Source organism: Gemmatimonadota bacterium, assembly GCA_040388535.1.
Taxonomy (GTDB): Bacteria; Gemmatimonadota; Gemmatimonadetes; order Gemmatimonadales; family GWC2-71-9; genus Palsa-1233.
Genome location: JAZKBR010000004.1, coordinates 18,770 through 40,371 on the forward strand (window position 1 = coordinate 18,770; position 21,602 = coordinate 40,371).

General features: G+C 65.1%; 24 protein-coding genes. 1 reads left to right on the forward strand and 23 read right to left on the reverse strand.

The window, feature by feature from the left end; genetic code table 11:
* From V4558_09940 to V4558_09990, 11 genes are all read right to left on the reverse strand, one after another.
* Positions 1 to 936, reverse strand: a complete 936-nt coding sequence (locus V4558_09940) for a glycosyltransferase family 2 protein (protein MES2305821.1) — start codon at positions 934 to 936, stop codon at positions 1 to 3.
* On the reverse strand, positions 933 to 2,477 hold the full coding sequence (gene rpoN, locus V4558_09945) for an RNA polymerase factor sigma-54 (protein ID MES2305822.1): 1,545 nt from the start codon (positions 2,475 to 2,477) through the stop codon (positions 933 to 935). The genes V4558_09940 and rpoN overlap by 4 nt, the downstream gene beginning before the upstream one ends.
* The gene (gene lptB / locus V4558_09950; GenBank protein MES2305823.1) at positions 2,474 to 3,226 is read right to left on the reverse strand and encodes an LPS export ABC transporter ATP-binding protein; all 753 of its coding nucleotides are present in this window, start codon (positions 3,224 to 3,226) and stop codon (positions 2,474 to 2,476) included. Before lptB ends, rpoN begins: the two co-directional genes overlap by 4 nt.
* A complete protein-coding gene (locus tag V4558_09955) occupies positions 3,223 to 4,605 on the reverse strand; it encodes a hypothetical protein (GenBank protein MES2305824.1) in 1,383 nt (460 codons plus the stop codon). The genes lptB and V4558_09955 overlap by 4 nt, the downstream gene beginning before the upstream one ends.
* Positions 4,602 to 5,186, reverse strand: coding sequence for an LPS export ABC transporter periplasmic protein LptC (gene lptC / locus V4558_09960; GenBank protein ID MES2305825.1), 585 nt, complete (start codon positions 5,184 to 5,186; stop codon positions 4,602 to 4,604). The genes V4558_09955 and lptC overlap by 4 nt, the downstream gene beginning before the upstream one ends.
* Positions 5,186 to 6,136 (reverse strand): KpsF/GutQ family sugar-phosphate isomerase, encoded by a 951-nt coding sequence (locus V4558_09965; protein ID MES2305826.1) that lies wholly within the window; start codon positions 6,134 to 6,136, stop codon positions 5,186 to 5,188. Before V4558_09965 ends, lptC begins: the two co-directional genes overlap by 1 nt.
* Positions 6,133 to 6,675 (reverse strand): HAD hydrolase family protein, encoded by a 543-nt coding sequence (locus tag V4558_09970; GenBank protein ID MES2305827.1) that lies wholly within the window; start codon positions 6,673 to 6,675, stop codon positions 6,133 to 6,135. Before V4558_09970 ends, V4558_09965 begins: the two co-directional genes overlap by 4 nt.
* Positions 6,668 to 7,486, reverse strand: a complete 819-nt coding sequence (gene kdsA / locus V4558_09975) for a 3-deoxy-8-phosphooctulonate synthase (protein MES2305828.1) — start codon at positions 7,484 to 7,486, stop codon at positions 6,668 to 6,670. The genes V4558_09970 and kdsA overlap by 8 nt, the downstream gene beginning before the upstream one ends.
* Entirely contained in the window at positions 7,483 to 9,153 is a 1,671-nt protein-coding gene (locus V4558_09980; GenBank protein ID MES2305829.1) for a CTP synthase, read from the reverse strand. Before V4558_09980 ends, kdsA begins: the two co-directional genes overlap by 4 nt.
* Positions 9,153 to 9,902 carry a 3-deoxy-manno-octulosonate cytidylyltransferase gene (kdsB, locus tag V4558_09985; protein ID MES2305830.1) on the reverse strand — a complete coding sequence of 250 codons (750 nt, stop codon included), beginning with the start codon at positions 9,900 to 9,902 and terminating at the stop codon, positions 9,153 to 9,155. The genes V4558_09980 and kdsB overlap by 1 nt, the downstream gene beginning before the upstream one ends.
* Positions 9,903 to 9,987: 85 nt before the next feature.
* Complete coding sequence (locus V4558_09990) at positions 9,988 to 10,581, reverse strand: aminodeoxychorismate/anthranilate synthase component II (protein ID MES2305831.1); 594 nt, start codon at positions 10,579 to 10,581, stop codon at positions 9,988 to 9,990.
* Positions 10,582 to 10,648: 67 nt separating this feature from the next.
* Here V4558_09990 and V4558_09995 point away from each other — a divergent pair, with 67 nt between their 5' ends.
* Positions 10,649 to 11,191, forward strand: a complete 543-nt coding sequence (locus V4558_09995) for a YaeQ family protein (protein MES2305832.1) — start codon at positions 10,649 to 10,651, stop codon at positions 11,189 to 11,191.
* Here V4558_09995 and xerD read toward each other — a convergent pair.
* From xerD to V4558_10055, 12 genes are all read right to left on the reverse strand, one after another.
* A complete protein-coding gene (gene xerD, locus V4558_10000; GenBank protein ID MES2305833.1) occupies positions 11,188 to 12,108 on the reverse strand; it encodes a site-specific tyrosine recombinase XerD in 921 nt (306 codons plus the stop codon). The two genes, V4558_09995 and xerD, sit on opposite strands and share 4 nt — an antisense overlap.
* On the reverse strand, positions 12,105 to 12,722 hold the full coding sequence (locus V4558_10005) for a hypothetical protein (protein ID MES2305834.1): 618 nt from the start codon (positions 12,720 to 12,722) through the stop codon (positions 12,105 to 12,107). Before V4558_10005 ends, xerD begins: the two co-directional genes overlap by 4 nt.
* Complete coding sequence (gene ispF / locus V4558_10010) at positions 12,719 to 13,219, reverse strand: 2-C-methyl-D-erythritol 2,4-cyclodiphosphate synthase (protein MES2305835.1); 501 nt, start codon at positions 13,217 to 13,219, stop codon at positions 12,719 to 12,721. The genes V4558_10005 and ispF overlap by 4 nt, the downstream gene beginning before the upstream one ends.
* Positions 13,216 to 14,277, reverse strand: a complete 1,062-nt coding sequence (mqnC, locus tag V4558_10015; GenBank protein MES2305836.1) for a cyclic dehypoxanthinyl futalosine synthase — start codon at positions 14,275 to 14,277, stop codon at positions 13,216 to 13,218. The genes ispF and mqnC overlap by 4 nt, the downstream gene beginning before the upstream one ends.
* The gene (locus tag V4558_10020; GenBank protein ID MES2305837.1) at positions 14,277 to 15,098 is read right to left on the reverse strand and encodes a menaquinone biosynthesis protein; all 822 of its coding nucleotides are present in this window, start codon (positions 15,096 to 15,098) and stop codon (positions 14,277 to 14,279) included. The genes mqnC and V4558_10020 overlap by 1 nt, the downstream gene beginning before the upstream one ends.
* Positions 15,095 to 16,297, reverse strand: a complete 1,203-nt coding sequence (gene mqnE, locus V4558_10025) for an aminofutalosine synthase MqnE (protein ID MES2305838.1) — start codon at positions 16,295 to 16,297, stop codon at positions 15,095 to 15,097. Before mqnE ends, V4558_10020 begins: the two co-directional genes overlap by 4 nt.
* A gap of 33 nt (positions 16,298 to 16,330) precedes the next feature.
* Positions 16,331 to 16,732, reverse strand: a complete 402-nt coding sequence (locus tag V4558_10030; GenBank protein ID MES2305839.1) for a hypothetical protein — start codon at positions 16,730 to 16,732, stop codon at positions 16,331 to 16,333.
* 9 nt (positions 16,733 to 16,741) lie between these two features.
* Complete coding sequence (locus V4558_10035; GenBank protein MES2305840.1) at positions 16,742 to 17,053, reverse strand: hypothetical protein; 312 nt, start codon at positions 17,051 to 17,053, stop codon at positions 16,742 to 16,744.
* Positions 17,050 to 17,616, reverse strand: a complete 567-nt coding sequence (locus V4558_10040; protein ID MES2305841.1) for an RNA polymerase sigma factor — start codon at positions 17,614 to 17,616, stop codon at positions 17,050 to 17,052. The genes V4558_10035 and V4558_10040 overlap by 4 nt, the downstream gene beginning before the upstream one ends.
* A gap of 97 nt (positions 17,617 to 17,713) precedes the next feature.
* Complete coding sequence (locus tag V4558_10045; protein ID MES2305842.1) at positions 17,714 to 20,104, reverse strand: ATP-binding protein; 2,391 nt, start codon at positions 20,102 to 20,104, stop codon at positions 17,714 to 17,716.
* Entirely contained in the window at positions 20,104 to 21,339 is a 1,236-nt protein-coding gene (gene fabF / locus V4558_10050) for a beta-ketoacyl-ACP synthase II (GenBank protein ID MES2305843.1), read from the reverse strand. Before fabF ends, V4558_10045 begins: the two co-directional genes overlap by 1 nt.
* Positions 21,340 to 21,343: 4 nt before the next feature.
* Positions 21,344 to 21,583: an acyl carrier protein gene (locus V4558_10055; protein ID MES2305844.1), complete on the reverse strand. Its 240-nt coding sequence runs from the start codon at positions 21,581 to 21,583 to the stop codon at positions 21,344 to 21,346.
* Positions 21,584 to 21,602 lie beyond the last annotated feature (19 nt).

The window sequence follows — 21,602 nt, forward strand, 5'->3', positions numbered from 1 at the left end:
TCAGTCGGGCCGATCGGACTCGAGCCGACGCGCGAACTCACGCTGCTCTTCGCGCATCCCGGCCACGAGTTCGGCCGTGAACCCGAAGCCGAACAGCACCACGCCACAGATGACCATCGTCTCGACCAGGTTCAGCAAGGGTCGGAAGCCGATCCCGAATCCGAAACGCAGCACCAGGGCGACAATGCCCGCAAGGAATCCCACGCTGAACAGCAGCACGCCGGCGACACCGAAGAAGAGCATCGGCTTTCGCCCGAAGCGCAACTGGAACCAGACGGAGATGAGGTCGAGCACACCAATTGGAATGCGCGTCCAGGTGAACTTCGACACGCCGGCAGTCCGCGCGTAGAGCGGCACCGGTACCGATGTCAGCCGGAAGCCGTCGGCGGCCGCGATCACGACCATGAAGCGATGCCAGTCAGGGCGCATCGGCACATTGGCCATCACCTCGCGTCGATACGCCTTGACCGAATTGAGGTCGGTGACGCGAACGCCGAAGAGCCAGCGACAGAGGCCGTTGTAGATGGTCGAGACGAAGGCCTTCTCGTATTTCCCCTGCTTCGTGCCGGTCACGATGTCGGCCTGCCCGGCGAGAATCGGAGCCACCAGCTGGGGAATGTCCTCCGGCTTGTACTGCAAGTCGGCGGGATAGAAAACGAATACATCGCCGGACGCGGCGTTGCCTGCGCTGCGCAGCCCATCGGCAATGCCACGCTGACGACGGTGCGTCACCACGCGGAGGAAGGGATACTCGGCCGAGAGCCGCGTGAGCACACCGGCGCTGTCGTCACTGGAACCGTCATTGACGACGACCACCTCGAAGCCCACACCGAGCGCCGGCAGCGCGTCGGCGCACTGACGGAGAAATTCCGGGAGGTTCTCCGCCTCATCCTTCGCCGGCACCAGCACGGAGACGCGAATGGCGCTTCCGTTCATACCCGCTTCCGCATCCGGGCCGGCAGGATGCCGAGTTGATCGCGGTACTTCGCGACGGTGCGGCGAGCGATCTGGATCCCCTGCTCCTCGAACAGATGCACGATCTGCTGGTCGGTCAGCGGCTTCGCCGCGGCTTCCTCGGCAACCATCTTCTCGAGCTTCGCGCGGATCGAGCGCGCCGAAGCATCTTCACCAGATGCCGTCTGCAGGGCGCTGGAGAAGAAGAACTTCAGCGGCAACACACCGCGCGGAGTCTGGACGAACTTCTCGTTGGTGACCCGGCTCACCGTCGATTCGTGCATCGAGATCACCTCGGCGACCTCACGCAAGGTGAGCGGCCGCAGGTACTCGACACCCTTCTCGAAGAACTCTCGCTGCCGGTCGACGATGAAGTTCATCACCTTCAGCATGGTCTGGCGCCGCTGTTCGATGGCCTGGATCATCCAGGTCGCGCTATTCATCCGTGAGGCGATGAAGTCGCGATTTTCGGCGGTCATCTTCCCCTTTTCTCGCGCGATTTCCTGGTACGACCGCGAGAGCCGGAGTCGTGGGACGCCCGTGTCGTTGAGGAAGACCTGATATCGGCCCTCGATCTTGTCGACGATCAGGTCGGGGGTGATGTAGGCGTCGCCGCGATCGGCGTACTTGAGGCCCGGCTTCGCGTCGCATTTGGCCAGCACGTCGGCCGCGGCCTGCGCTTCACGCGGACCGACGCCAAACTTGCGGGCGAGGTCATTCCAGCGATGGGCAATCAGGTCTTCGAACGCCTGATCGACCAGTCGGTAGGTCAGTGTGTCGGCATCGCCATGCTCGCGCAGCTGGAGCAACAGGCATTCACGCAGGTTGCGGGCGCCGACGCCCGGCGGATCGAGTGACTGGATGATGACGAGTGCCGCATCCAGCTCTTCGGGCGTGAAGATCGCCACGCCAGGTGGCAGCTTGGCGGCGCCGTTGGTGTGGTGCGCCTCGTGCTGGCCATGCCCCTCTTCCTCTTCGTCGATATCGAAGGGGTCATACTCATCCGGCTCCGGCGCCTTCGCCGCCGGATTGTTGGAGAGCAGCCAGAGGTTGGCCGATTCGAGGACCACCTCCAAGGGGCAGCCCAGCAGGCCGTCATCGTTGATGTTGCCGATGAGCTCTTCACAGAGGAGCCGCATCCGGGGCGTCATGTCGAGCATCTGGAGCTGGTCGCGCAGATGATCTGCGAGATCGCGACTCTCGACCGACACCGGCTCGATGTAGTCCATGACCTCGAACTGCTCCTTCGGTCCGCCCACTTCGAAACCGTTGAGCAGGATCTCTTCCCAATCGACCTCGTCGTCCTTCTTGACCTCTTCCTGCTCCTGCTCGGTGGTCTTCTCCGGCGTTTCCTCTTCCTCGGGTTCTTCCAGCTCGAGGAAGGGATTGTTGAGCAGTTCCTGTTGCAGATGCTGCTGCAGGTCGAGCATCGGCATATAGAGCATATCCATCGCCTGATAGAGGCGTGGATTGATCCGCAGCTCCTGCCGGAGGCCCTGTTGCTGATGGAGGCCGGTCTTCACGCGGGCTGCTCCATCCGGCCGCGCAAGCGGGCGGTGAGGGTGGGTCCGAGATAGAGTTCGGCGACACGGTCATTCCAGACCAGTTCACGCACGGTCCCGGCGGCCTGCACGGTTCCCGAGTGCATGATGTAGGCACGGTCCACGATCTCGAGGGTCTGTTCGACGTTGTGGTCGGTGATCAGGACTCCAAGACCGCGTTCGCGGAGTGAGGAGACGATAGTCTGAATGTCGTGAACGGCGATCGGGTCGACCCCGGCAAACGGTTCGTCGAGCAGCATGAAGAGTGGATCACGGGCCAGCGCGCGGGTGATCTCGAGTCGCCTCCGCTCGCCACCGCTGAGCGTGTATGCCGGAGACTTTCGCAAGGCGGTCAGCCCGAGTTCGGACAACATCCGCTCCAGTCGTTCGAGCCGGTCGTGCTTCGTGAGCGAGAGGGTCTCGAGGATGGCGAGGACGTTCTGCTCGACGGTCATCCGGCGGAAGATCGACGGTTCCTGCGCGAGATAGCCGATTCCCCGGCGGGCCCGCTTGTACATCGGCTGGGAAGTGATTTCGGTATCGTCGATGTAGATCTGTCCCTGATCGGGGCGGATCAATCCGGTGATGAGATAGAACGTAGTCGTTTTGCCGGCGCCATTGGGGCCAAGCAGGCCCACGATTTCTCCCTGGGCCAGCGAAACCGCTACATCCTGGACCACCGCCCGCCGCGAATAGCTCTTCCAGAGACCCTCGGCCCGAAGCACGCTCATGGCCGCTTCCCCGGCAACGCCACCTTGCTGCTGTCGGCTTTGGACTTCCGCAGCGATGCGGTCTCGAGTTGCACGCCATCGATAGTGCCGTGGGCGCGCACCGCCGACACCCCGGTCGAATCGCCACCCTTCATCAGGACCAGGATGGTGTCGGCGCGGGTGTAATTCACCGACGGCGAGGTCTTGCCGTTCTTGGTGACGTTACGCGAGAAGAGTGATTTTGCCGACCCGATCGCCTCGATCCGACGAATCCGGGTCTTCTCGACGCCGGCGGAGTCGACCTGCTCGAACGAGGCGACAATGCGCTCGCCCCAGAGGGTATCGCGGTCGCGTGGCGTTTTGTTTGAGGTATCCGCCGCTGCGACCCTGGCCGCCGTCGTATCGAGTGGATTCTGCACCATCCCGCGACGGAAGACGCGGAGTTCCCGCAACTTCTCGCCCGGCGTGTCGATGGCAATGCTGTCGCCCTTGATGTCGTACCCTTCGTTGTGCACCGTGGCCGGATGCTGCCTGTCCCATGCCAGCGTCCGGCTGAGCTTCTCGCTGGTGAATGCGAGCACGACGTTCTCTCCCTTGATCCGGGAACTCCCGTTGAGCACCTCGCCATCGCCGAAGGCGCGCACGTCGCGCAGGACGTCATCATCGAGACCGAGCCGCACTTCCTTCCCCCGAACCGTGAACGAATCGCTCGAGGTGCGGCGCAGTTGTGCTGGCCTGCCAAAGAGCGACGCCGCTCCACCGCGTCCCGCGAGATAGACCAGAGAGTCGCCGGTGCCGTGCAGCGAATCGCGATCGACCGTCACGTTGCCATACCCATAGAATTTCGAGTCGCCGATGCCGCGGAGTCGATCACCGACAATCAGGTATGGCGAGGCCACCGCAGTGTCCTTCGGACCGCGGGCCGGGAGATACTTGAGGGTCGGTCGCTGCAGTGCAGTCATCTCGGCTTCGGGCCGTACTCCGGTCACAGCGCGGGCATAGTCGACCGAGGGGCCGACGATGTTGGAGCCGGTCTTGAGATTCCGCACCACCACGTGACCGCGCGCCTGCATCAATTCGCCGTTGGTCTTGAAATAGGTGATGGTGTCGGCAGTCAGCGAAACGGTGGCATCGCGGTAGAAGGCTTTCGTGATCAGGATGACCACATTGCCACCGAGCGACGCGAGCGAGTCACCACCGAGCCGCACGTCCTGACCAGCGCAACTCAAACGAACATTGCCGCCGGCGAAGTAGTTGGTGTTTCCCGGAATCGGCTCGCTCAGGAATCCCTCGCGGTCGACATTGTCGACCTTCAACAGGCACCGCTTCCCCTGCTGCGCCGTCAGGCCTGGGGTGCAGAACGCGCCGAGGAGCAGCACTCCCAGGAGTGCCCGAATCATTTCGGGGCTCCCTTGGCTGTCACCGGGCTCTTTGTTGCCGCACCCTGCCCTGGAAGCAGGAAACCTTTCCCCTTGACTGCTCCCTTGGGTCGCGCGGTCACGATGTTCTTGAAGTCCGGGTCTGATTCGAACGAAGCACCCGAGCCATTGCCATCGGGCGCCGTGAACTTGAACGCCGTATCCGAGCGCACCTGATTCGCGATCCGGTCGTAGACGAGGTGCTCGGTGTAGAGCTTCTTGCCGGACGGGGTCACCGCCACGACGTTACCCCGCAGATCGAGACTCTTGTCCCGGATGGCGTAGTTCCCCTTGTTCGAGGTCACCGTCGACGTCTCGTTGCCGCTCCTGTCGAAGAAGGTCACCGTCACCTTCTCGAGGTCGGCTACCTGACGCTGCTGATAGACGCGGGCACTGTCGGCCTTGAGCGTGAGCACCCGGACGTTGTTGTCGGTGATCGACGTCTCCATGCCACCCATCACCTGATCGGCACTGTCGGCCATCGCGGTCTGCGTCGGGGCAATGCCGCGGCTGGCACAGCCCGTCGCAAGCAGAAGGACGGTGCCGAGCGCGATGGTCCGCATCAGGCGGCTCCTGCCCGAAGGAGGTCGTGCATGTGGACCACCCCGATGACCCGCGCCTCATCGTCGAGAACCGGCAGGGCGACAACACCGTGGCGCTCCATCGTGCCGAGCGCGGTGGCCGCAAGATCATCGCCGTGGGTGCTGCGGGGGCTGCGGGTCATCACGTCGGCCACCGGTATCGAGAGATAGTCACTGGTGCGTTCCACGAGACGCGTGAGATCGCCGGTGGTCACGACGCCGATCAGGACGCCGCCTTCCACCAGCGGGACCAGTCCGCGCCCCCGTGCCAGCCCCACAACCGCCTGTTGCATCGTCGCCGAGGTGGCGAGTGCGTGGTCGGCCGGTACCATGACATCGCGAACCCGGAGCAGCAGCTTACGGCCGAGGCGTCCGCCGGGGTGGAGCGAGGCGAAATCCTCGCGGCGGAAGCCCTTCCGTTCGAGCAACGCCACGGCCAGCGCATCGCCGATCGCCAGCGCGACCGTGGTGCTGGTCGTCGGCGCGAGATCGTGCGGGCAGGCTTCTTCCGAGACCGCCGCATCGATGGTGACCCGCGACGCACGCCCGAGTGTCGACGACGCCTCACCGGTGATCGCAATGATCGGAATCAGCATCCGCCCGAGCGCCTCGAGGAGGCCGAAGAGTTCTTCGGTCTCGCCACTCTTGCTGAGCACAATGGCCACGGTGGTCGCGTCGACCATACCCAGGTCACCGTGAAGCGACTCGATCGGATGGAGGTAGCTCGCCGCCGTGCCGGTCGAGGTCAGCGTGGCGGCGATCTTCTGGGCAATGACACCGCTCTTGCCGATCCCGCTCACGACGACCCGTCCGCCCTGAGCGAGCAGGTCGATTGCCGCGTCGAAGCGCTCGTCGAGACGCTCAGCCGCCGCGAGCACCGCTTCACCTTCGAGCCGCAGTGTCCGGCGCCCGGCGGTGACGGCGCTGCTCACGCGTCGGTCCCGATGTAGTGCTGCGCGGCCTGTTCCCACTCACCGCGCGCCTGCAGCAGTTGCTCCACGACTTCGCGTAGCGCACCGTGCCCACCCGACGCCTGGGTGATGTATTGGCAGACGGCCTTGACCTCGGGGCGGGCATTGGCCACCGCGATCGGCAGGCCGACACGGCGCAACACGGGAATGTCCGGCAAGTCGTCGCCAATGAAGATCATCTGTTCCCAGGTCAGGCCGCGCTCGGCAAGCAGCGCTTCAACCGCTGCGACCTTGCCCGTGCTCGACACCTGGAGCACCGCGCTGACCTTGAGCTCGGTTCCGCGAAGTGCAGTGGCCGACGAGACGCGTCCGCTCACCCAGCACATCTCGATGCCCGCATTGCGAAGCAGCGTCGCGGCAAGGCCGTCGAGGACATCGAAGCGCTTGAACTCGACCCGCGCGCCGGCGACCTCGCCGATGTAGAGGCCGTTGTCGGTCAGACAGCCATCGACGTCGGTACCAAGGAGGCGGATCCCTTTCGCCCGCGCAGGATCAAGCATGCACGTCCTCCCTGACGCCATGCCAGATGGCCAGCGTGCGCTGTACAAGGGAGTCCAGCTGGTCGAGCGGCCACTGCGTCGCCGCGTCGGAGAGCGCCCGGGCCGGCTCGGGGTGCGTCTCGACAAAGAAGCCGTCGGCACCTGCGGCCGCTGCGGCCGCCATCAGCGGCGGAATGAATTCTCGCAGACCCCCGCTGGCGCCGCCGGCGGCCTGTCCCGGTTGCTGGACCGAGTGCGTCGCGTCGTAGATCGTGGGGACACCGGTTGCGGCGCGCATCCGCGCAAAGTTGCGAAAATCAACGACGAGATCGCCATAGCCGAAGAAGGTGCCACGTTCGGTCACAGCGACTTCCTGTGAGCCGCCGATACGCACCTTGTCGACCGCGCCCACCATCGCCTCGGCCTGCATCCACTGCCCTTTCTTCACATTCACCGGCTTACCGGTCGCGCCGGCCGCCAGCAACAGGTCCGTCTGGCGCGAGAGGAAGGCCGGGATCTGCAGCACATCGACGACGGTGGCGACGGCCGCGACCTGAGATGGCTCGTGCACATCGGTCAGGATCGGCAGGCCCGTAGCGCTTCGCACGCGTTCGAGTGCGCGGAGTCCTTCGTCGAGACCAGGCCCGCGAGGCGAATCGCCCCGGGCACGGTTCGCTTTGTCGAATGAGGCCTTGAAGCAGACGCGCAGGTCATGACGCAGGCCGATGGCGGCGAGCGTCTCACCGATGCGCAGCATCGTCGCGGCGTCCTCTACCACGCACGGCCCGGCAATCAGGAACGGTCCGGGGCCGAAGCGCCAGCCGTTGGTCACGAGGCCATTCCGGCGGCAACTGCGGTCGCGGCCATCACGAGCGGCACGGTCAGGAGATGGCGCTGCAGTGCCGCCCCCACGAACGCCGCGAACAGCGGATGCGGACGAGTTGGCCGCGACTTGAGCTCGGGGTGAAACTGGCATCCTACGAACCACGGATGATCTTCGAGTTCGATCATCTCGACGAGCGCCCCGTCGGGCGACTTGCCGGCGAGCACCATGCCGTGGTCGGTGAGCACATCACGATAGGCGTTGTTGACTTCCCAGCGGTGACGGTGCCGCTCGGAGATTTCAGTGGTGCCGTACGCCGCTGCCGCTTTGCTGTCGGGATGCAGGCGGGCCGAGTACGCCCCGAGGCGCATCGTGCCGCCAAGATCCTTCACGTCGCGCTGCGATGCCATCAGCGCGATCACGGGGTTGGGGCAATCAGGCTGGAACTCGGTGGAGGTCGTTTCGAGCATTCCGCAAACGTTCCGCGCAAACTCGATGATCGCCACCTGGAGTCCGAGGCAGATGCCGAAGAACGGCAGCTGGTGCTCGCGCGCCCAGCGGATCGCCTCGATCATCCCCTCGACGCCGCGTTCACCGAAACCACCCGGGACCAGCAGGCCGTCGAAGTCACCGAGCAACTCACCAGCAGCTTCCTGCGACGTGAACTTGTCGCTCGACACCCACTCGATCTGCACGCCGGTATCGTGGGGGATACCGCCGTGAAGCAGCGATTCACCAACCGACTTGTACGCGTCGTGGTAGTCGGTGTACTTGCCGACGATGGCGATGCGGACCCGATGCGACGGGCGCAGGATCCGGTGGACCATCACACCCCACTTCTCGAGATCGGGCTCACGCGCCTCGAGGCGAAGTCGAGCGCACACCTCGCGATCGAACCCTTGCTCATGGAAGCGGAGCGGGAGTTCGTAAATGCTCTTCACGTCGGGGCTCTCGATCACGGCCGAGAAATCGACGTTGCAGAAGAGGGCGATCTTCTGCTTGATGTCGGAGCCGAGGGGCCGTTCGCTGCGGCAGATCAGCATGTCGGGCTGGATACCGACCTGCATCAGGTCGCGCACCGAGTGCTGCGTCGGCTTGGTCTTGAGTTCGCCTGCCGCCGCAATCCACGGTACCAGCGTCAGGTGCACGAAGAGCGCATTCTCGCGGCCGACGTCCTGCCGGAACTGGCGGATCGCCTCGAGGAACGGCAACGACTCGATGTCGCCCACGGTGCCGCCGATTTCCGTGATCACCACATCGGTGCCGGTCGCGGTGCGCTTAAGCGACGCCTTGATTTCGTCGGTGATGTGCGGAATGACCTGTACCGTCCCGCCGAGATATTCGCCGCGCCGTTCCTTGCCGATCACCGTCTGGTAGACTCGCCCCGTCGTGATGTTGTTCTGCTGCGACAGCGACCGGTCGATGAAGCGCTCGTAGTGCCCGAGATCGAGATCGGTCTCGGCTCCGTCATCAGTGACGTACACCTCGCCGTGCTGGAACGGCGACATCGTACCCGGATCCACGTTGATATACGGATCGAACTTCTGCATCGTCACGGTCAGACCACGCTCGACCAGCAGCCGACCGAGTGACGCCGCTGCGATTCCCTTGCCCAGGGACGAAACAACGCCACCAGTGACGAAGATGTATTTGGTCGGGCGCGGCGGGTTGGTCATCAGCAAGCCTCGGCAAGGTCACGCCACCGCATTTCTGCGGCGGCCAGGTCAGCCGGCGTATCAATGCCGGCGGGAGCGGGTCGATCAAGGAAGGCGAGGCCGATGGTGAGGCCAGCGTCGAGCGCACGCAGCTGTTCCAGTCGTTCGGCACGTTCGAGTGCGCAGGTGGGGAGCGCCGTCACCTGCAGCAACGCATCGCGCTGATAGGCATAGACGCCGAGGTGCTGCCACCAGCGCGCCGCGGCGAGGTCGGCGTCATCCCGCACGTGGGGAATCGCCGCGCGCGAGAAATAGAGGGCCCGTCCCGAGGCATCGCTCACGACCTTCACGAGTGCCGGTTCGTGGCGAAGCGCGGGATCGAGCGGAGCGGCTGCCGTGCCGATCGCATCGCCCTGGCGGACTCGTGCCATCGCCCCGGCCACGGCCTCGACCGGCATGAACGGCTCGTCGCCTTGCAGGTTCACGACGATCTCGCAGCCGGCGTAGTCCGGGTGGCGCGCGACCTCAGCGACACGATCGGTCCCGCTCTCGTGGCCCGGGTCGGTCATCACGATGGCCACGCCGAGATACCCGAGTGCATCCGCAATTTCGATGGAGTCTGTGGCCACCACGAGATGATCGACCCCCGGAACCTGACGGGCGCGCTCGACCACGCGGGCCACCAGTGGGGCCCCGCCCAGAAGCTGGAGGGGTTTGCGAGGGAGTCGCGTCGAGCCGACGCGAGCGGGCACGACAAGCAGGACAGGCACGATCAAAGCTATGTAGTCTCGGCCTCTGTGTCAAAAGTCATGCCGAACTTGTGACCGTGACCCTAAACGCTTGCGAGAGAACCGATTAGCTGTCAAGCCCCGCGAGGCGGATGAAGTTCACCAGCAATTCCTTTCCGGCGGGGGTCGCGACCGACTCCGGGTGGAACTGCACGCCCCAGATGGGGAGCTCCCGGTGGCGCAGGGCCATGATCTCCGCGCCTGCCGGGCGGTCGCCCGACCAGGCCGTCACTTCGAGCTCCGTGGGCATCGACTCAGGCGCAATGACGAGGGAGTGGTAGCGCATCACGGTCATCGGGGATGGCAGCCCCTGAAACAACCCTTCGCCGTTATGCGCCACGTCGGTGGTCTTGCCGTGCATCATCCGGTCGGCCCGGACAACATCTCCCCCGAAGGCCTCACCGATCGCCTGATGTCCAAGGCAGACCCCGAGCAGCGGAATGCCCCGCTGCCCCGCCTCCCGGATCAGCGGAACAGCGATGCCGGCCTCTGCGGGAGTGCCCGGCCCAGGAGAGACCAGGATTGCCCGTGGGGCTCGATCGAGGGCCTCGGAGACCGTCAGCTGATCGTTCCGGACCACCTGAGGCTCGGCCCCGAGCTCACCGAGGTACTGGACCAGGTTGAAGGTGAACGAGTCGTAGTTGTCGAGGACAAGGAGCATCCTGAAAGTAAGGGAGTAGAGTTCAGGCGAGGAAGTTCCGCGAACCATCACAGGTACGGAGTGTCCGTTGGCCCTGACCGCGACGATTTACAACTTCGAGATCCAGCTCGCCGATGTTGACAGAGGTGTCTACGAGGAGCTGGCGCTCCGGGTCGCCTGCCATCCTTCGGAGACCCCGGAATACCTGGTCGCGCGGGTGCTCGCGTACGCCCTGGAATACACCGAGGGGATCACCTTCGGGCGCGGAATTTCCGAGCCGGACGATCCGCCCATTGCCGTCAAGGATCTCACGGGAACGCTCCTGACGTGGATCGAAATCGGCAGCCCCGATGCGGCGCGGCTCCACAAGGCAAGCAAGCTCGCCCGCCGGGTCGCCGTCTACACGCATAAGGACCCGCGAATGCTCCTCCGCCAACTCGAGGGTGAGCGAATCCACCGCTCGGAGGCCCTCGAGCTTTACAGCTTTGACCGTGAGATGATTGCGGAACTGGTGGGCTTGCTGGATCGTCGCACGAAGCTGGGGCTTTCAGTGACCGATCGTCAACTCTATGCGACGATCGGTGAGACGACAATTTCGGGAGAAGTCCTGCGACACCTGCTCGGCAGCTAGCCGCGTGGGTGAAATTTGTGGTGGACGGTGCGCAGGTAATCACGGTCCACGTGGGTGTAGATCTGGGTCGTCGAGAGATCGGCGTGGCCCAGCATCTCCTGCACCGCCCGAAGATCGGCACCGCCCTCGAGCAGGTGGGTCGCGAACGAGTGCCGCAGCGTATGTGGGGTGACATCCTTGCCGAGCCCGGCTTGCTGCGACCGCTTCTTGACGATGCCCCACGCCCCGACGCGCGAGAGCGGTTCGCCGCGCGCGTTGAGGAGGACGCGCCCCTTGCTGTTTCCCTTGTCGAGCGTGGGCCGGATGGTATGGAGATAGACCGAGAGGGCCGAGACGACCGCTCGACCGATCGGCACCAGGCGTTCCTTGCGACCCTTGCCAAACGCGCGGACCAAGCCGTCTGAAAGGAGCAGGTCGGTGATTCCGAGATTGCAGAGTTCGGACACCCGGAGCCCAGCGCCGTAGCCCAACTCCAGCAGGGCGCGATCGCGCCAGGCCAGCGGCTCTTCCACCTTTGGTGCCTCGAGCAATCGCTCGACCTGCTCCACCGAGAGTACTTCAGGGAGCGTCCGCCAGCGCTTGGGCGTCTCGAGCCGATCGCTCGGATCCTTCGTGACCAGCCCTTCGGCCGCCAGGAAGGCGAACCAGGTTCGCACGGCCGAAATGTGCCGCCGGATGGTGGCCCCGCTCAGCCCAAGATCCTTGAGGAGAAAGACGAACTCGCGCAGCACCGGTGTGGTCAGGCCAGCGGGTTCGTGGATCCCTTTGGTCACCGCGAACTGGGCCAGCCGTGTGAGGTCACGGCGGTACCCCTCGAGTGTATGCGGCGAATGCCCGGCTTCGAGCGAGAGGTGATCCCTGAATGCCGTCAGGTGGAACGCGAGCGCAACCTCCGCGTCGAGCTGCGGCAGTGTCACGGGGTGCCCTGCTGGCGCGATCGCCTCCAGAACCAGAACGCGAGCGCAAGTGCAATGACGACTGCGGCGATCGCCATCCCCTGATTCAGCGTGTCGAGGCTCTTGAGAAGTGATTCGACCTGCGCGCCGAAAGTCGATGCGAGCCAGACGATGCCACCATACCAGAGCGCCGAAGCCAACAGCATGGGAATGCCGGCGCGAATCGGGCCGACGTGGATCAGGCCGGCGAACGGCGGCACAATCGCCCTGAAGCCGGGGAGAAGCCTGCCAAGGAAGAGGCCCACGACTCCAAAGCGGTCGTACTCACGGCGGACGAACGCGAGTCCGTTCTCGGGAAGAAACCGGCGCGCGAATTTCGACCGGAAGAGTGCTGGCGCGTGTCGGGCGGCGAGGAAATACATCCCCATCGCGCCGGCGATGTTCGGGATCAGCGTGACGAGAAAGACGCCCCACGCGGTCGTGACACCCCGATGGGCGAGGAAGGCGCCGATGGCGACGGAGGCGTCGGCAGGAAATGGGGGAAAGATGTTTTCGACCGCCGCAAGCACACCGATGACGGCATAAACCGCTCCCGGCGGCAGCGTGGTCAGCCAGTTCAGCAGCCCCTCGATCATGGCAGGAGCGTTGGGCGGCCCGGGATCGCAGTGAGTGTGGCAACCGCCATGACAGCAATGCCCTCGCCGCGACCGAGGAAGCCCATTCCTTCGTTGGTCTTGGCCTTGATCGATACTGATCCGACCGGCACGCCCAGCACTTCTGCCATCCGAGCCTGCATGGCGGGCACGTGTGGTGCGAGCTTCGGTGCCTGTGCGATCACGGTGACATCGGTCTGGTGCAGTGTCCAGCCTGCGGCCTGCACCTGGCGATGCGCTTCCGCAAGCAGGAGCATCGAATCGGCGTCCTTCCATTCCGCATCGGTATCGGGAAAGAGTCGACCGATATCACCGAGTGCGGCGGCGCCGAGGATCGCGTCGGTCACCGCATGCCCGACCGCGTCGGCATCGGAATGCCCGTGCAGCCCCAGCGTGTACGGAATGACGACGCCGCCGAGCACCAGTCGGCGGCCGGCCGCGAAGCGGTGTGAGTCGTAGCCTATTCCCACCCGAATCACGCGACGGCCGCCAGTGATTCGGCAACGAGCGAATAGTCCTGCCGCCGCCGCATCGGGGTGAGTCCCGCATCGCGAATCGCGCGCTCCATCTCGCCGATGGTGGCTCGGTATGTCGTGCCTGCGGCGGAGACGACGTTCTCTTCCATCATCAGCGAGCCGAAATCGTTGGCCCCGAATCGCAACGCCACCTGCCCCACCTTGAGGCCCATGGTGACCCACGACGACTGCAGGTTCGGAATGTTCTGGCAGATGATGCGAGCCATCGCGAGTGTACGCAGGTAGGTGACCGCATCGGTCTTGACGTACTCACTCATGCCGGTCCCTTCGGGCTGCAGCGGCCAGCAGATGAAGGCGGTGAACCCGCCCGTCTTCGCCTGGACATCGCGAACGCGGAGGAGATGTTCAATCCGGTCGGCGTTGCTCTCCCCCAGCCCATACATCATCGTGACCGACGTCTTCATTCCCTGGCGGTGCGCTTCCTCCTGCACGCCGAGCCACTCTTCCGTCTGCGCCTTCTTCTTGGCGACGCGTTCGCGGATCTCATCGACCAGGATCTCGCCGCCACCACCGGGAATCGAATCCAGCCCGGCTTCGTGCAGTTGCCGCACTACCTCCGCCACCGGCATCCGGAAGCGCTCCGAGAAGAACACCACTTCCGACGGCGAGAAGCCGTGAATGTGAATCGGATGGTTGGCCTTGATGTACCGCATCAGTTCGAGATACCAGTCGAACGGGATGTACGGATTGTGGCCGCCCTGCAGCAGGATCTGCACGCCCCCAATTGCCTTGCATTCATCGATCTTGGCACCGATCTGTTCGAACGAGAGGACGTAGCCCTCCTTGTCCTTCGGTCGGCGGTAGAAGGCGCAGAAGGCGCAATCGGCCACGCACACGTTGGTGTAGTTGATGTTGCGATCGATGATGTAGGTCACCACCGGATCCGGGTGCAGCCGCTGCCGCACGGCATCGGCCTGCGCGCCCAGCTCCAGGAGTGGCGCCTTTTCGTAGAGCTCCAGGTAGCCACGGAACTCCGCGCTGCTGCGATCGAGCATCGACATCAGGCCGCCGTCAGAAACGTGAGGGAACCATTGGGAACCAGTCCGTCCTTCGCGAGGCGGCCGAAGAACTCGGTGAGGCCTGCGAGGTGTCGGTAGGAGAGTTCGTAGTCGAGATCACCGAGATAGGCGCGGCAGGTCGACGCGGGAATGCCGGTCCGAGCCGCGGCTTCGCCAGCAATGAGGTCGAGATGCTCGATCCCCCACGCCCGCGACTGCAGCAGCGCCTCGTGGACGCGGAGCACGGCGTCGCGGTCTGCCTCGCGCCGCGCGGCCCACACGGCAAAGACGAACGGGAGCCCGGTCCACTCCTTCCAGGCACTGCCGAGATCTTCGCATACGGGGTAGATGCCGCTCATCCGAAGGTGCAGTGCTGCATCGCCAATGACGAGGACGGCATCATGTGGCAGCGACTGCAGCGTCGTGAGGTCCGTCGCCTCGGCCCGAGCCGTGGCAAAGTTCGGCTGGACTCCCCACCGATGCCGGCAGAGCAGTTCGAGCAGCAGCACCGACGTGCGCGAAGACGCCGTCCGGAGCACCGTGGCCCCCTCGAGTTCACGCACGGGGCGGCGGGAAAAGAGCGCGACGCTGTGCACCGGGCCGTCGCAGGAAATCGCGAGGTTTGGCAGCAGGTGGTACGACGCTGCGTCGCGGGCATACTCGACGGCGGAAACCACGCTGAGATCGAGCTCACCCGCCGCCAGCAGATCGTTGAGCTCCGCGGCCGTGGCGGACACCACGCTCGCAGGCGCCGGCACGAGGCCGCGATCCATCGCGGCATAGACCGGCGCGGCGTTGATCCAGGGAATCCGCCCGAGCCTCATGCGGCGTGCACCACTGGGAGCGAAGCGCGCACGGTGCCGCCTTGCGGAATCGCGAGTTCGCTGAAGTCGGTGCGGATCGATTCGTAGAGCGAGTTGCGCTCGACGGGTTCCTTGCCGGCATCCCGGATCAGTGCGACGAGTCCCTCGTAGGCCAGGTGCATCTGCGTCGTCGCGCCGGCCTCATGGTAGACGCGCTCAAAGACGACGGTCCCTTCCACGTCATCACAGCCGAAGGCCAGTGCGATCTGGGAGAGGAACGGCGTTACCATCGGCCAATGGGTCTTGACGTGCGGGATGTTGTCGAGGAAGAGCCGCCCGACCGCAATGTTCTTGAGATCCTCGAAGCCGGTCGTGGCCGTTCCGACGCGGCCCAGCTCGATCCCGAGTTCGTTGTGTTCGGTGTGGTACGCGAGCGGGATGTAGGTGAGGAAGCCCCCGGTCTCGTCCTGCAGATCACGCAGCATCGTCAGGTGCTCAATGCGGTCATCGGCGGTTTCGATATGTCCGTAGAGCATGGTACAGTTGCTGGGGATGCCAAGCGTGTGTGCTTCGCGATGCACGTTGATCCACTCGGTACCGGTGAGCTTTCGCTCGGCGATCGTCGCACGCACGGCGGTCGAGAAGACTTCGGCGCCGCCGCCGGGCAGTGACGTCAGCCCGGCCTCCTTGAGCGCCACCAGCACCTCGGCCACGGAACACTTCTCGATGCGTGCGAGATGGGCGATTTCGACGGCCGTGAGCGCCTTGATGTGCACCTGCGGGTGACGTTCCTTCAGCCCGCGGATCATGTCGGTGTAATAGCTCAGCGCGAGCTTCGGATGCAGCCCGCCAACGATGTGAAATTCCTTCGTCGGCGAGCCGGTTGCCTGCGCGGCCTCGTGATACACCTCTTCCAGGGAGCGGGTGTAGTGTCCATCCTCTTTCGGCATTCTGGCGAAGGAGCAGAAGGTGCAGGTGTTCCGGAGAATGCAGACGTTGGTCGGGTTGATATGCTGGTTGGCCGAGAAGTAGACCCGGTCGCCGTTCTTGCGGCGATTGGCGACATCGGCGAGGGTACCGAGGCCGATCAGGTCATCGCTGGCATAGAGGATTCGAGCATCGGCCGCGGTCAGGCGCTCGCCGGCATCGACCTTGTCGGCGATACCAAGGAGGGCGGGATCACGGAGGCGATGGCGCGGTACGTTCAGGGTCTGAGCCATGCCTGAAATCTACGGTACCCCGGCCCGCAATGCTTACCTGGGTGGCGGGCCTCGGGGTGGCCCTTCCCCACCTCGAGGTGGCGGCGGGCGTCGGGCTGCCTCGGCGAGGCGATCGCGTTGTGCCGGGTCGAGCAAGGGGGCCAGTGCGGACTGCAGCGAATCCATCGCGGCGCGCATCGAGCCGGCCGCCGATTCCGAGATCAGACGATTGCGTGCATCCGTCGCGACGAGGAAGGGGCGGATCGCCGCGCGCTGAGCCGAGTCACGCGGCTGGAGGACCTCCTCCATGTGCGCCACGAAGCCGCCCGGCTCACGCAGGCGGACCATCTCCTGTGCACGGCGCTGCACCAGCGAGCCATTCCACAGCAAGCCGAGCGCGATGCCAAGCCCGAAGAGACCGGTGACCAGTACTCCGGCCTTGAATCCTGGTTGCATGAATGGCTCCTAGCGGGTCGGCGTGGTGCCAGAATCGAAATAGGCGACTTCGAGCGTGATCGGCGCGAGCCCCAGCAACGCCTCGGTCGTGCTCTGTCCGGCGAGACGACCGGTTCCCCCAAGGGTGTACAACGCGATCGCTGCGGCGGCCGCAAGCCCGACCGCCGCGGCGCGACTGCCGATGCGCAGGGTCAGGTCTGCCATCGACGGTGTCCGGCGGCTACGCCAGCGGAGGATGGCGCGCTCGACGAAACCCGGCTCGTACGTCGTGAGACGTCCCTCGGCGAGAATGTCGCGCAGCATGTTGAGTTCCCGGTTCATCGGTCGTTCTCCAACGGTTCGAGTGCGATGGCGAGTCGGGCCAGAGCGCGCTTCAGGCGGGACATCACGGTGCCTTCGGGAAGCTGCAACAGCTCGGCGGTCTCCCGGGTCGAACGCTCCTCGAGAATCCGGAGCACGACCACGGCACGGTGAATGGGGTCGAGCGCCGCGACCGCGAGGCGGATCTGCCGGCGACGGTCGTCACGATCGATCTCCTCGGGGCTGATCGCGGCGACGGTGGGTTCATCGCGCTCCGCCGTGACGCCAAGTCGCAGCCAGCCGAAGCGGCGTCGACGACGTGCCAGTACATCGAGCGAGAGGTTGATCGCAATCCGGGTGAGGTAGGTGCGGACCGCGGCGTCACCGCGAAAATTCGGCAGCGCGCGAAGGAAACGTACAAAAGTCTCCTGCCCCACATCATCGGCATCGTCCCCTGCGCCGAGCATTGCCGTGACTGTGGCTGCGATCGCGCCTTCGTGTTCCTGCACCAGCTGCCGGAAGGCAGCCTCGTCCCCTCCCGCGGCCGCAGCGACCAGCCCCCGCTCAGTCCACGGTTGATCCATCGGCCCTCGAAATGGCGGTGGTGCGGGAGCATCATGACGATTGGACGGGCGAGGGGGCTCTCTCATTCCCTCATGGGGGGGCGCTTCTCCTCCTCCCCTACGAACGTCCGTCGAGCGCCTCGCGGACGGCATCGGCAAGCTCGGCCGGGGAAAACGGCTTCGCGAGGAAGGGGGCCCCACCATACTCGGCGGCGACGAGCTCCTCGCTGTACCCGGACATCAGCAGGAGTCGGGTCTCCGGCCGCGTCTCGTGGATCCGTCGCGCAAGTTCACCACCACCCATGCCCGGCATCACCATGTCGGTGAGCAGGAGCTGGAGAGTGCCATTGTGCGCACTCGCGAGGGCCAGTGCCTCATTACCGTCGACTGCCACGAGAACGGTGTAGCCCAGCTGTTTGAGAACGCGCTCCGCCAGCCGGCGAATCTGGGGCTCATCTTCGGCGACCAGGATGGTCTCGGTTCCTCGCGGTGCCTCGTGCTCATCCCGGCTTGGCGGCGCCGGGTCCGGTGCACCAGGGGCGAGAGGCAACGCAATCCGGAACGTGGTCCATTCACCGAGCCGGGAGGTGACCTCGATGCGACCTCCGGCTTGCTGAATGATGCCGTAGCAGGTCGCCAGCCCGAGGCCAGTTCCCTGGCCCGCCGCCTTGGTGGTGAAGAATGGCTCGAAGATGTGCTCGCGCACGTCAGGTGCGACGCCGGTGCCCGTATCCGATACCGTAACGATGACGGTATTCCCTTCGACCGTCGTCTGGATATGGAGCGTGCCTCCATTCGGCATCGCGTCGCGGGCATTGACGGCCAGGTTCGTGAGCACCTGTTCGAACTGGGTGGGGTCGATCAGGACCCGTGCCGGCGATGGGGCGATGGTCGTCGCGATCGTGATCTTCTCTCCGACCAGTCGGCGCAGCAGTGAGTTGGCGCCCACAATGACCGTGTTGGCATCCACGACCCGGGGCTGCACCATCTGCTTGCGGGCGAAGGCCAGCAGCTGCCGGGTGAGTTCGGCGGCACGATCCGACGACTGGACGATTTCGTTCAGGTCTCGCAATGCTTCCGGATCGCCGTGGCACCGCTCGCGCAGGAGCTGCGCGTAGCCGGCAATCGCCGTGATCAGGTTGTTGAAATCGTGGGCGATTCCGCCTGCGAGCCGACCCACCGCCTCGAGCCGGGCCGCTTCCGTGAGGCGACGCTCCAGTTGCAGTTGATCGTGGACATCACGGATGATCATCAACAGGCAGTCGACGCCATCGAAATTGACGACTCGCCCGGACATGCGGCACTCGCGCAGGTGCCCGTCACCGGTCGGCAACGCGAGCGCAAATTCGCTGATGCTCCGGTCGGCCGCCAGCGCGGCAAGCAACTGCTCACGGCCTTCGGTCGAGCTCCAGAGCCCGGCTTCGATCGTCGTCCGCCCGATGAGTTCGTCACGCGGGCGCCCGGTCATCGACACAAGGACGTCGTTGACCTCGAGGATCCGACCATCGGCGTACCGAGTCAGGATGACACCGTCGGGGATCAGCGAGAAAAGGCGCGCGAACTTTTCTTCAGCCCCGCGTCGCAGCTGGGCATCACGCGCCTCGATTCGCGCGAGCTGACGGCTGCGGGCCAGGAAGGCCGAGAGGGCCATCAGCAGAACCACGAGCCCCACCCGCACGGCGAACGGGAAGAGCGGGCCGGTCGAGCGCGAGTCCCAGCCGCCGGCCGGCACCGATTCCAGCGTCCAGGTCCGGTCGGGGAGGTGCACTTCCGTCCGGATCACTTCTCCTGCCTGCTCCAACCCTGGGCGCCCGGCAATGACAGCGCCGCTGCTGTCACGCAGTCGCATCCAGAGTGATTGCTGGTTGTCGAATCCTGACTCGTGCAGCAGCGGGTCGACATCGAGGACAACGGCCGCAACGCCGAGCACCTCGCCCTTTGCATCACGGAAGGCGAGCCGGCCGATGAGGCCGCGCCCACCCTGAAAAAGCTGGATCGGGCCGGAAAGCACCACGCCATCTGACTCCAGCGCGTGGCGGAGTTCGACGCTGATCTCGGGTCTCGGATCGTGAAGGATGTCTCGGCCGACCGCCGCCTCGTTGCCGGCGAGCGGTACCGTCTGCGTGATCCGACCGTCGACGACGTACTGGATGCTGCGGACGCCCGGGACACCCTTCAGGATCCGGGTCCCGAATGCATCGAAGTCCTGGGCCAGCCCTGGCCGCCCCCAGTTGACAGCGAGGAATGCAGCGACGCCATCGAGCAACGCCATGCGGCGGTTGATGGCCGTCTCGAGCGCGTTCGCCGACGGAATCGTTTCCTGGATCACCTGTTGGCGGATGATCACGGTATCGCTGGAAATCGCAGAGCGCCGCACGAGGACCGCGAGCAGAATCGCGGCCCCGGCGATCAGGGCGGCAGCATGCAACGGGCGAAACGAGGCGACCCCCCGCCGGGGCAGCCCGGGGAGGGTCGTCGGATGGTCCGATGGTTCTGGCGCGCGGGACATCACATCGCCCGGACAGCCAGCGTGGCGTTGTGGCCACCGAATCCAAAGGAGTTCGAAAGCGCGACCCGAACCTTCTGTGTCCGCTTCACGTTCGGCACGCAATCGAGGTCACAATCAGGATCGGGATCGTCGTTGTTGATCGTCGGCGGAATCTCACCACGGCTCGCGACCAGGAGCGAGATCACCGCTTCGATCGCTCCAGCGGCGCCGAGGGCGTGTCCCGTCATCGACTTGGTCGAGGCAAACACCAGGTCGCGTGCGCGCGGACCGAACACCGCCTTCACGGCGTTCGTTTCGGCGATGTCGCCCTGCGAAGTCGAGGTGCCGTGGGCGTTGATGTAGTCAACCTCATCGAGGCCAATCCCGCCGCTCTCGAGGCAGTCGGTCATCGCCTGCATCGCTCCGTGACCATCTTCCGGCGGCGAGGTTATGTGATAGGCATCGCCAGATGCCGCGTAGCCGATGACCTCTCCGAGGATCGGCACGCCGCGTGCCTTGGCGTGTTCATACTCCTCGAGCACGAGCATTCCCGCACCGTCGGCGAGGACGAAGCCGTCGCGACCGCGGTCAAACGGCCGTGATGCCGCCGCCGGATTCTCGTTGCGCGCGGAAAGGGCTTTCATGTTCGAGAAGGCGGCCACGGTGAGCCCGGTGATCGCGGCCTCGCACCCGCCGGTCAGCATCACATCGGCAATGCCGCCGCGGATCATCTGCCACGAAGTCCCGATGGCGTGGGTCCCCGACGCGCAGGCCGACACGGTGGCGAAATTGGGTCCGCGCAGGTTGTAGCGAATCGAGGCGAGGCCCGCAGCGATATCCGGGATGAACATCGGGACGAAGAACGGTGAGACGCGATCAGGGCCCTTCGTGAGGAAGGCCTCGCAATTGTCCTGGTAGGTCTGCATACCCCCGATGCCCGCGCCGATGATCGCGCCGGCACGCTTCGGGTCGGCCATCTCGCCATTACTCAACCCCGCCTGCACCATGGCCTGGTGCGCAGCGGCCAGGCCATACTGGGCGAAGAGGTCGTACCGTCGCGCTTCCTTCCGGTCGATGTACGGCGACGGATCGAAGTTCTTCACTTCACAGGCAAACTGCACCGCGAAGCGCTCCGGGTCGAACTTGGTAATGCGGGCCGCGCCGGAGACGCCGGCAAGCAGGTTCGCCCATGACTCTTCCACGGTGAGCCCCACCGGGGTCACCAGGCCGAGTCCGGTTACGACGACGCGGCGCACCCGGTTACTTCCCGAGCTTCTCGTTGAGATACTTCAGGGCATCGCCGACGGTGCGAAGCTTCTCGGCCTCTTCGTCCGGGATGTCGATGTCGAATTCCTTCTCGAAGGCCATCACCAGCTCCACCGTATCGAGGGAGTCGGCGCCCAGGTCCTCCATGAACGAGGCCTCGGGGGTGAGCTTCTCGCGCTCGACGCCGAGTTCCTCGACGATGATGTCCTTGACCTTCTCCTCTACGTCGCTCATCTCTGCCTCTGTTGCCTGG

Coding starts and splice junctions, on each gene's coding strand:
- V4558_09940 (MES2305821.1), bottom strand. CDS start 936: ATGAACGGAAGCGCCATTCGCGTCTCCGTGCTGGTGCCGGCGAAGGAT.
- lptB (MES2305823.1), bottom strand. CDS start 3,226: ATGAGCGTGCTTCGGGCCGAGGGTCTCTGGAAGAGCTATTCGCGGCGG.
- V4558_09955 (MES2305824.1), bottom strand. CDS start 4,605: ATGATTCGGGCACTCCTGGGAGTGCTGCTCCTCGGCGCGTTCTGCACC.
- lptC (MES2305825.1), bottom strand. CDS start 5,186: ATGCGGACCATCGCGCTCGGCACCGTCCTTCTGCTTGCGACGGGCTGT.
- V4558_09970 (MES2305827.1), bottom strand. CDS start 6,675: ATGCTTGATCCTGCGCGGGCGAAAGGGATCCGCCTCCTTGGTACCGAC.
- V4558_09980 (MES2305829.1), bottom strand. CDS start 9,153: ATGACCAACCCGCCGCGCCCGACCAAATACATCTTCGTCACTGGTGGC.
- V4558_09990 (MES2305831.1), bottom strand. CDS start 10,581: ATGCTCCTTGTCCTCGACAACTACGACTCGTTCACCTTCAACCTGGTC.
- V4558_10005 (MES2305834.1), bottom strand. CDS start 12,722: ATGATCGAGGGGCTGCTGAACTGGCTGACCACGCTGCCGCCGGGAGCG.
- mqnC (MES2305836.1), bottom strand. CDS start 14,277: ATGTCGATGCTCGATCGCAGCAGCGCGGAGTTCCGTGGCTACCTGGAG.
- V4558_10020 (MES2305837.1), bottom strand. CDS start 15,098: ATGAGGCTCGGGCGGATTCCCTGGATCAACGCCGCGCCGGTCTATGCC.
- mqnE (MES2305838.1), bottom strand. CDS start 16,297: ATGGCTCAGACCCTGAACGTACCGCGCCATCGCCTCCGTGATCCCGCC.
- V4558_10030 (MES2305839.1), bottom strand. CDS start 16,732: ATGCAACCAGGATTCAAGGCCGGAGTACTGGTCACCGGTCTCTTCGGG.
- V4558_10035 (MES2305840.1), bottom strand. CDS start 17,053: ATGAACCGGGAACTCAACATGCTGCGCGACATTCTCGCCGAGGGACGT.
- V4558_10040 (MES2305841.1), bottom strand. CDS start 17,616: ATGGATCAACCGTGGACTGAGCGGGGGCTGGTCGCTGCGGCCGCGGGA.
- V4558_10045 (MES2305842.1), bottom strand. CDS start 20,104: ATGTCCCGCGCGCCAGAACCATCGGACCATCCGACGACCCTCCCCGGG.
- V4558_10055 (MES2305844.1), bottom strand. CDS start 21,583: ATGAGCGACGTAGAGGAGAAGGTCAAGGACATCATCGTCGAGGAACTC.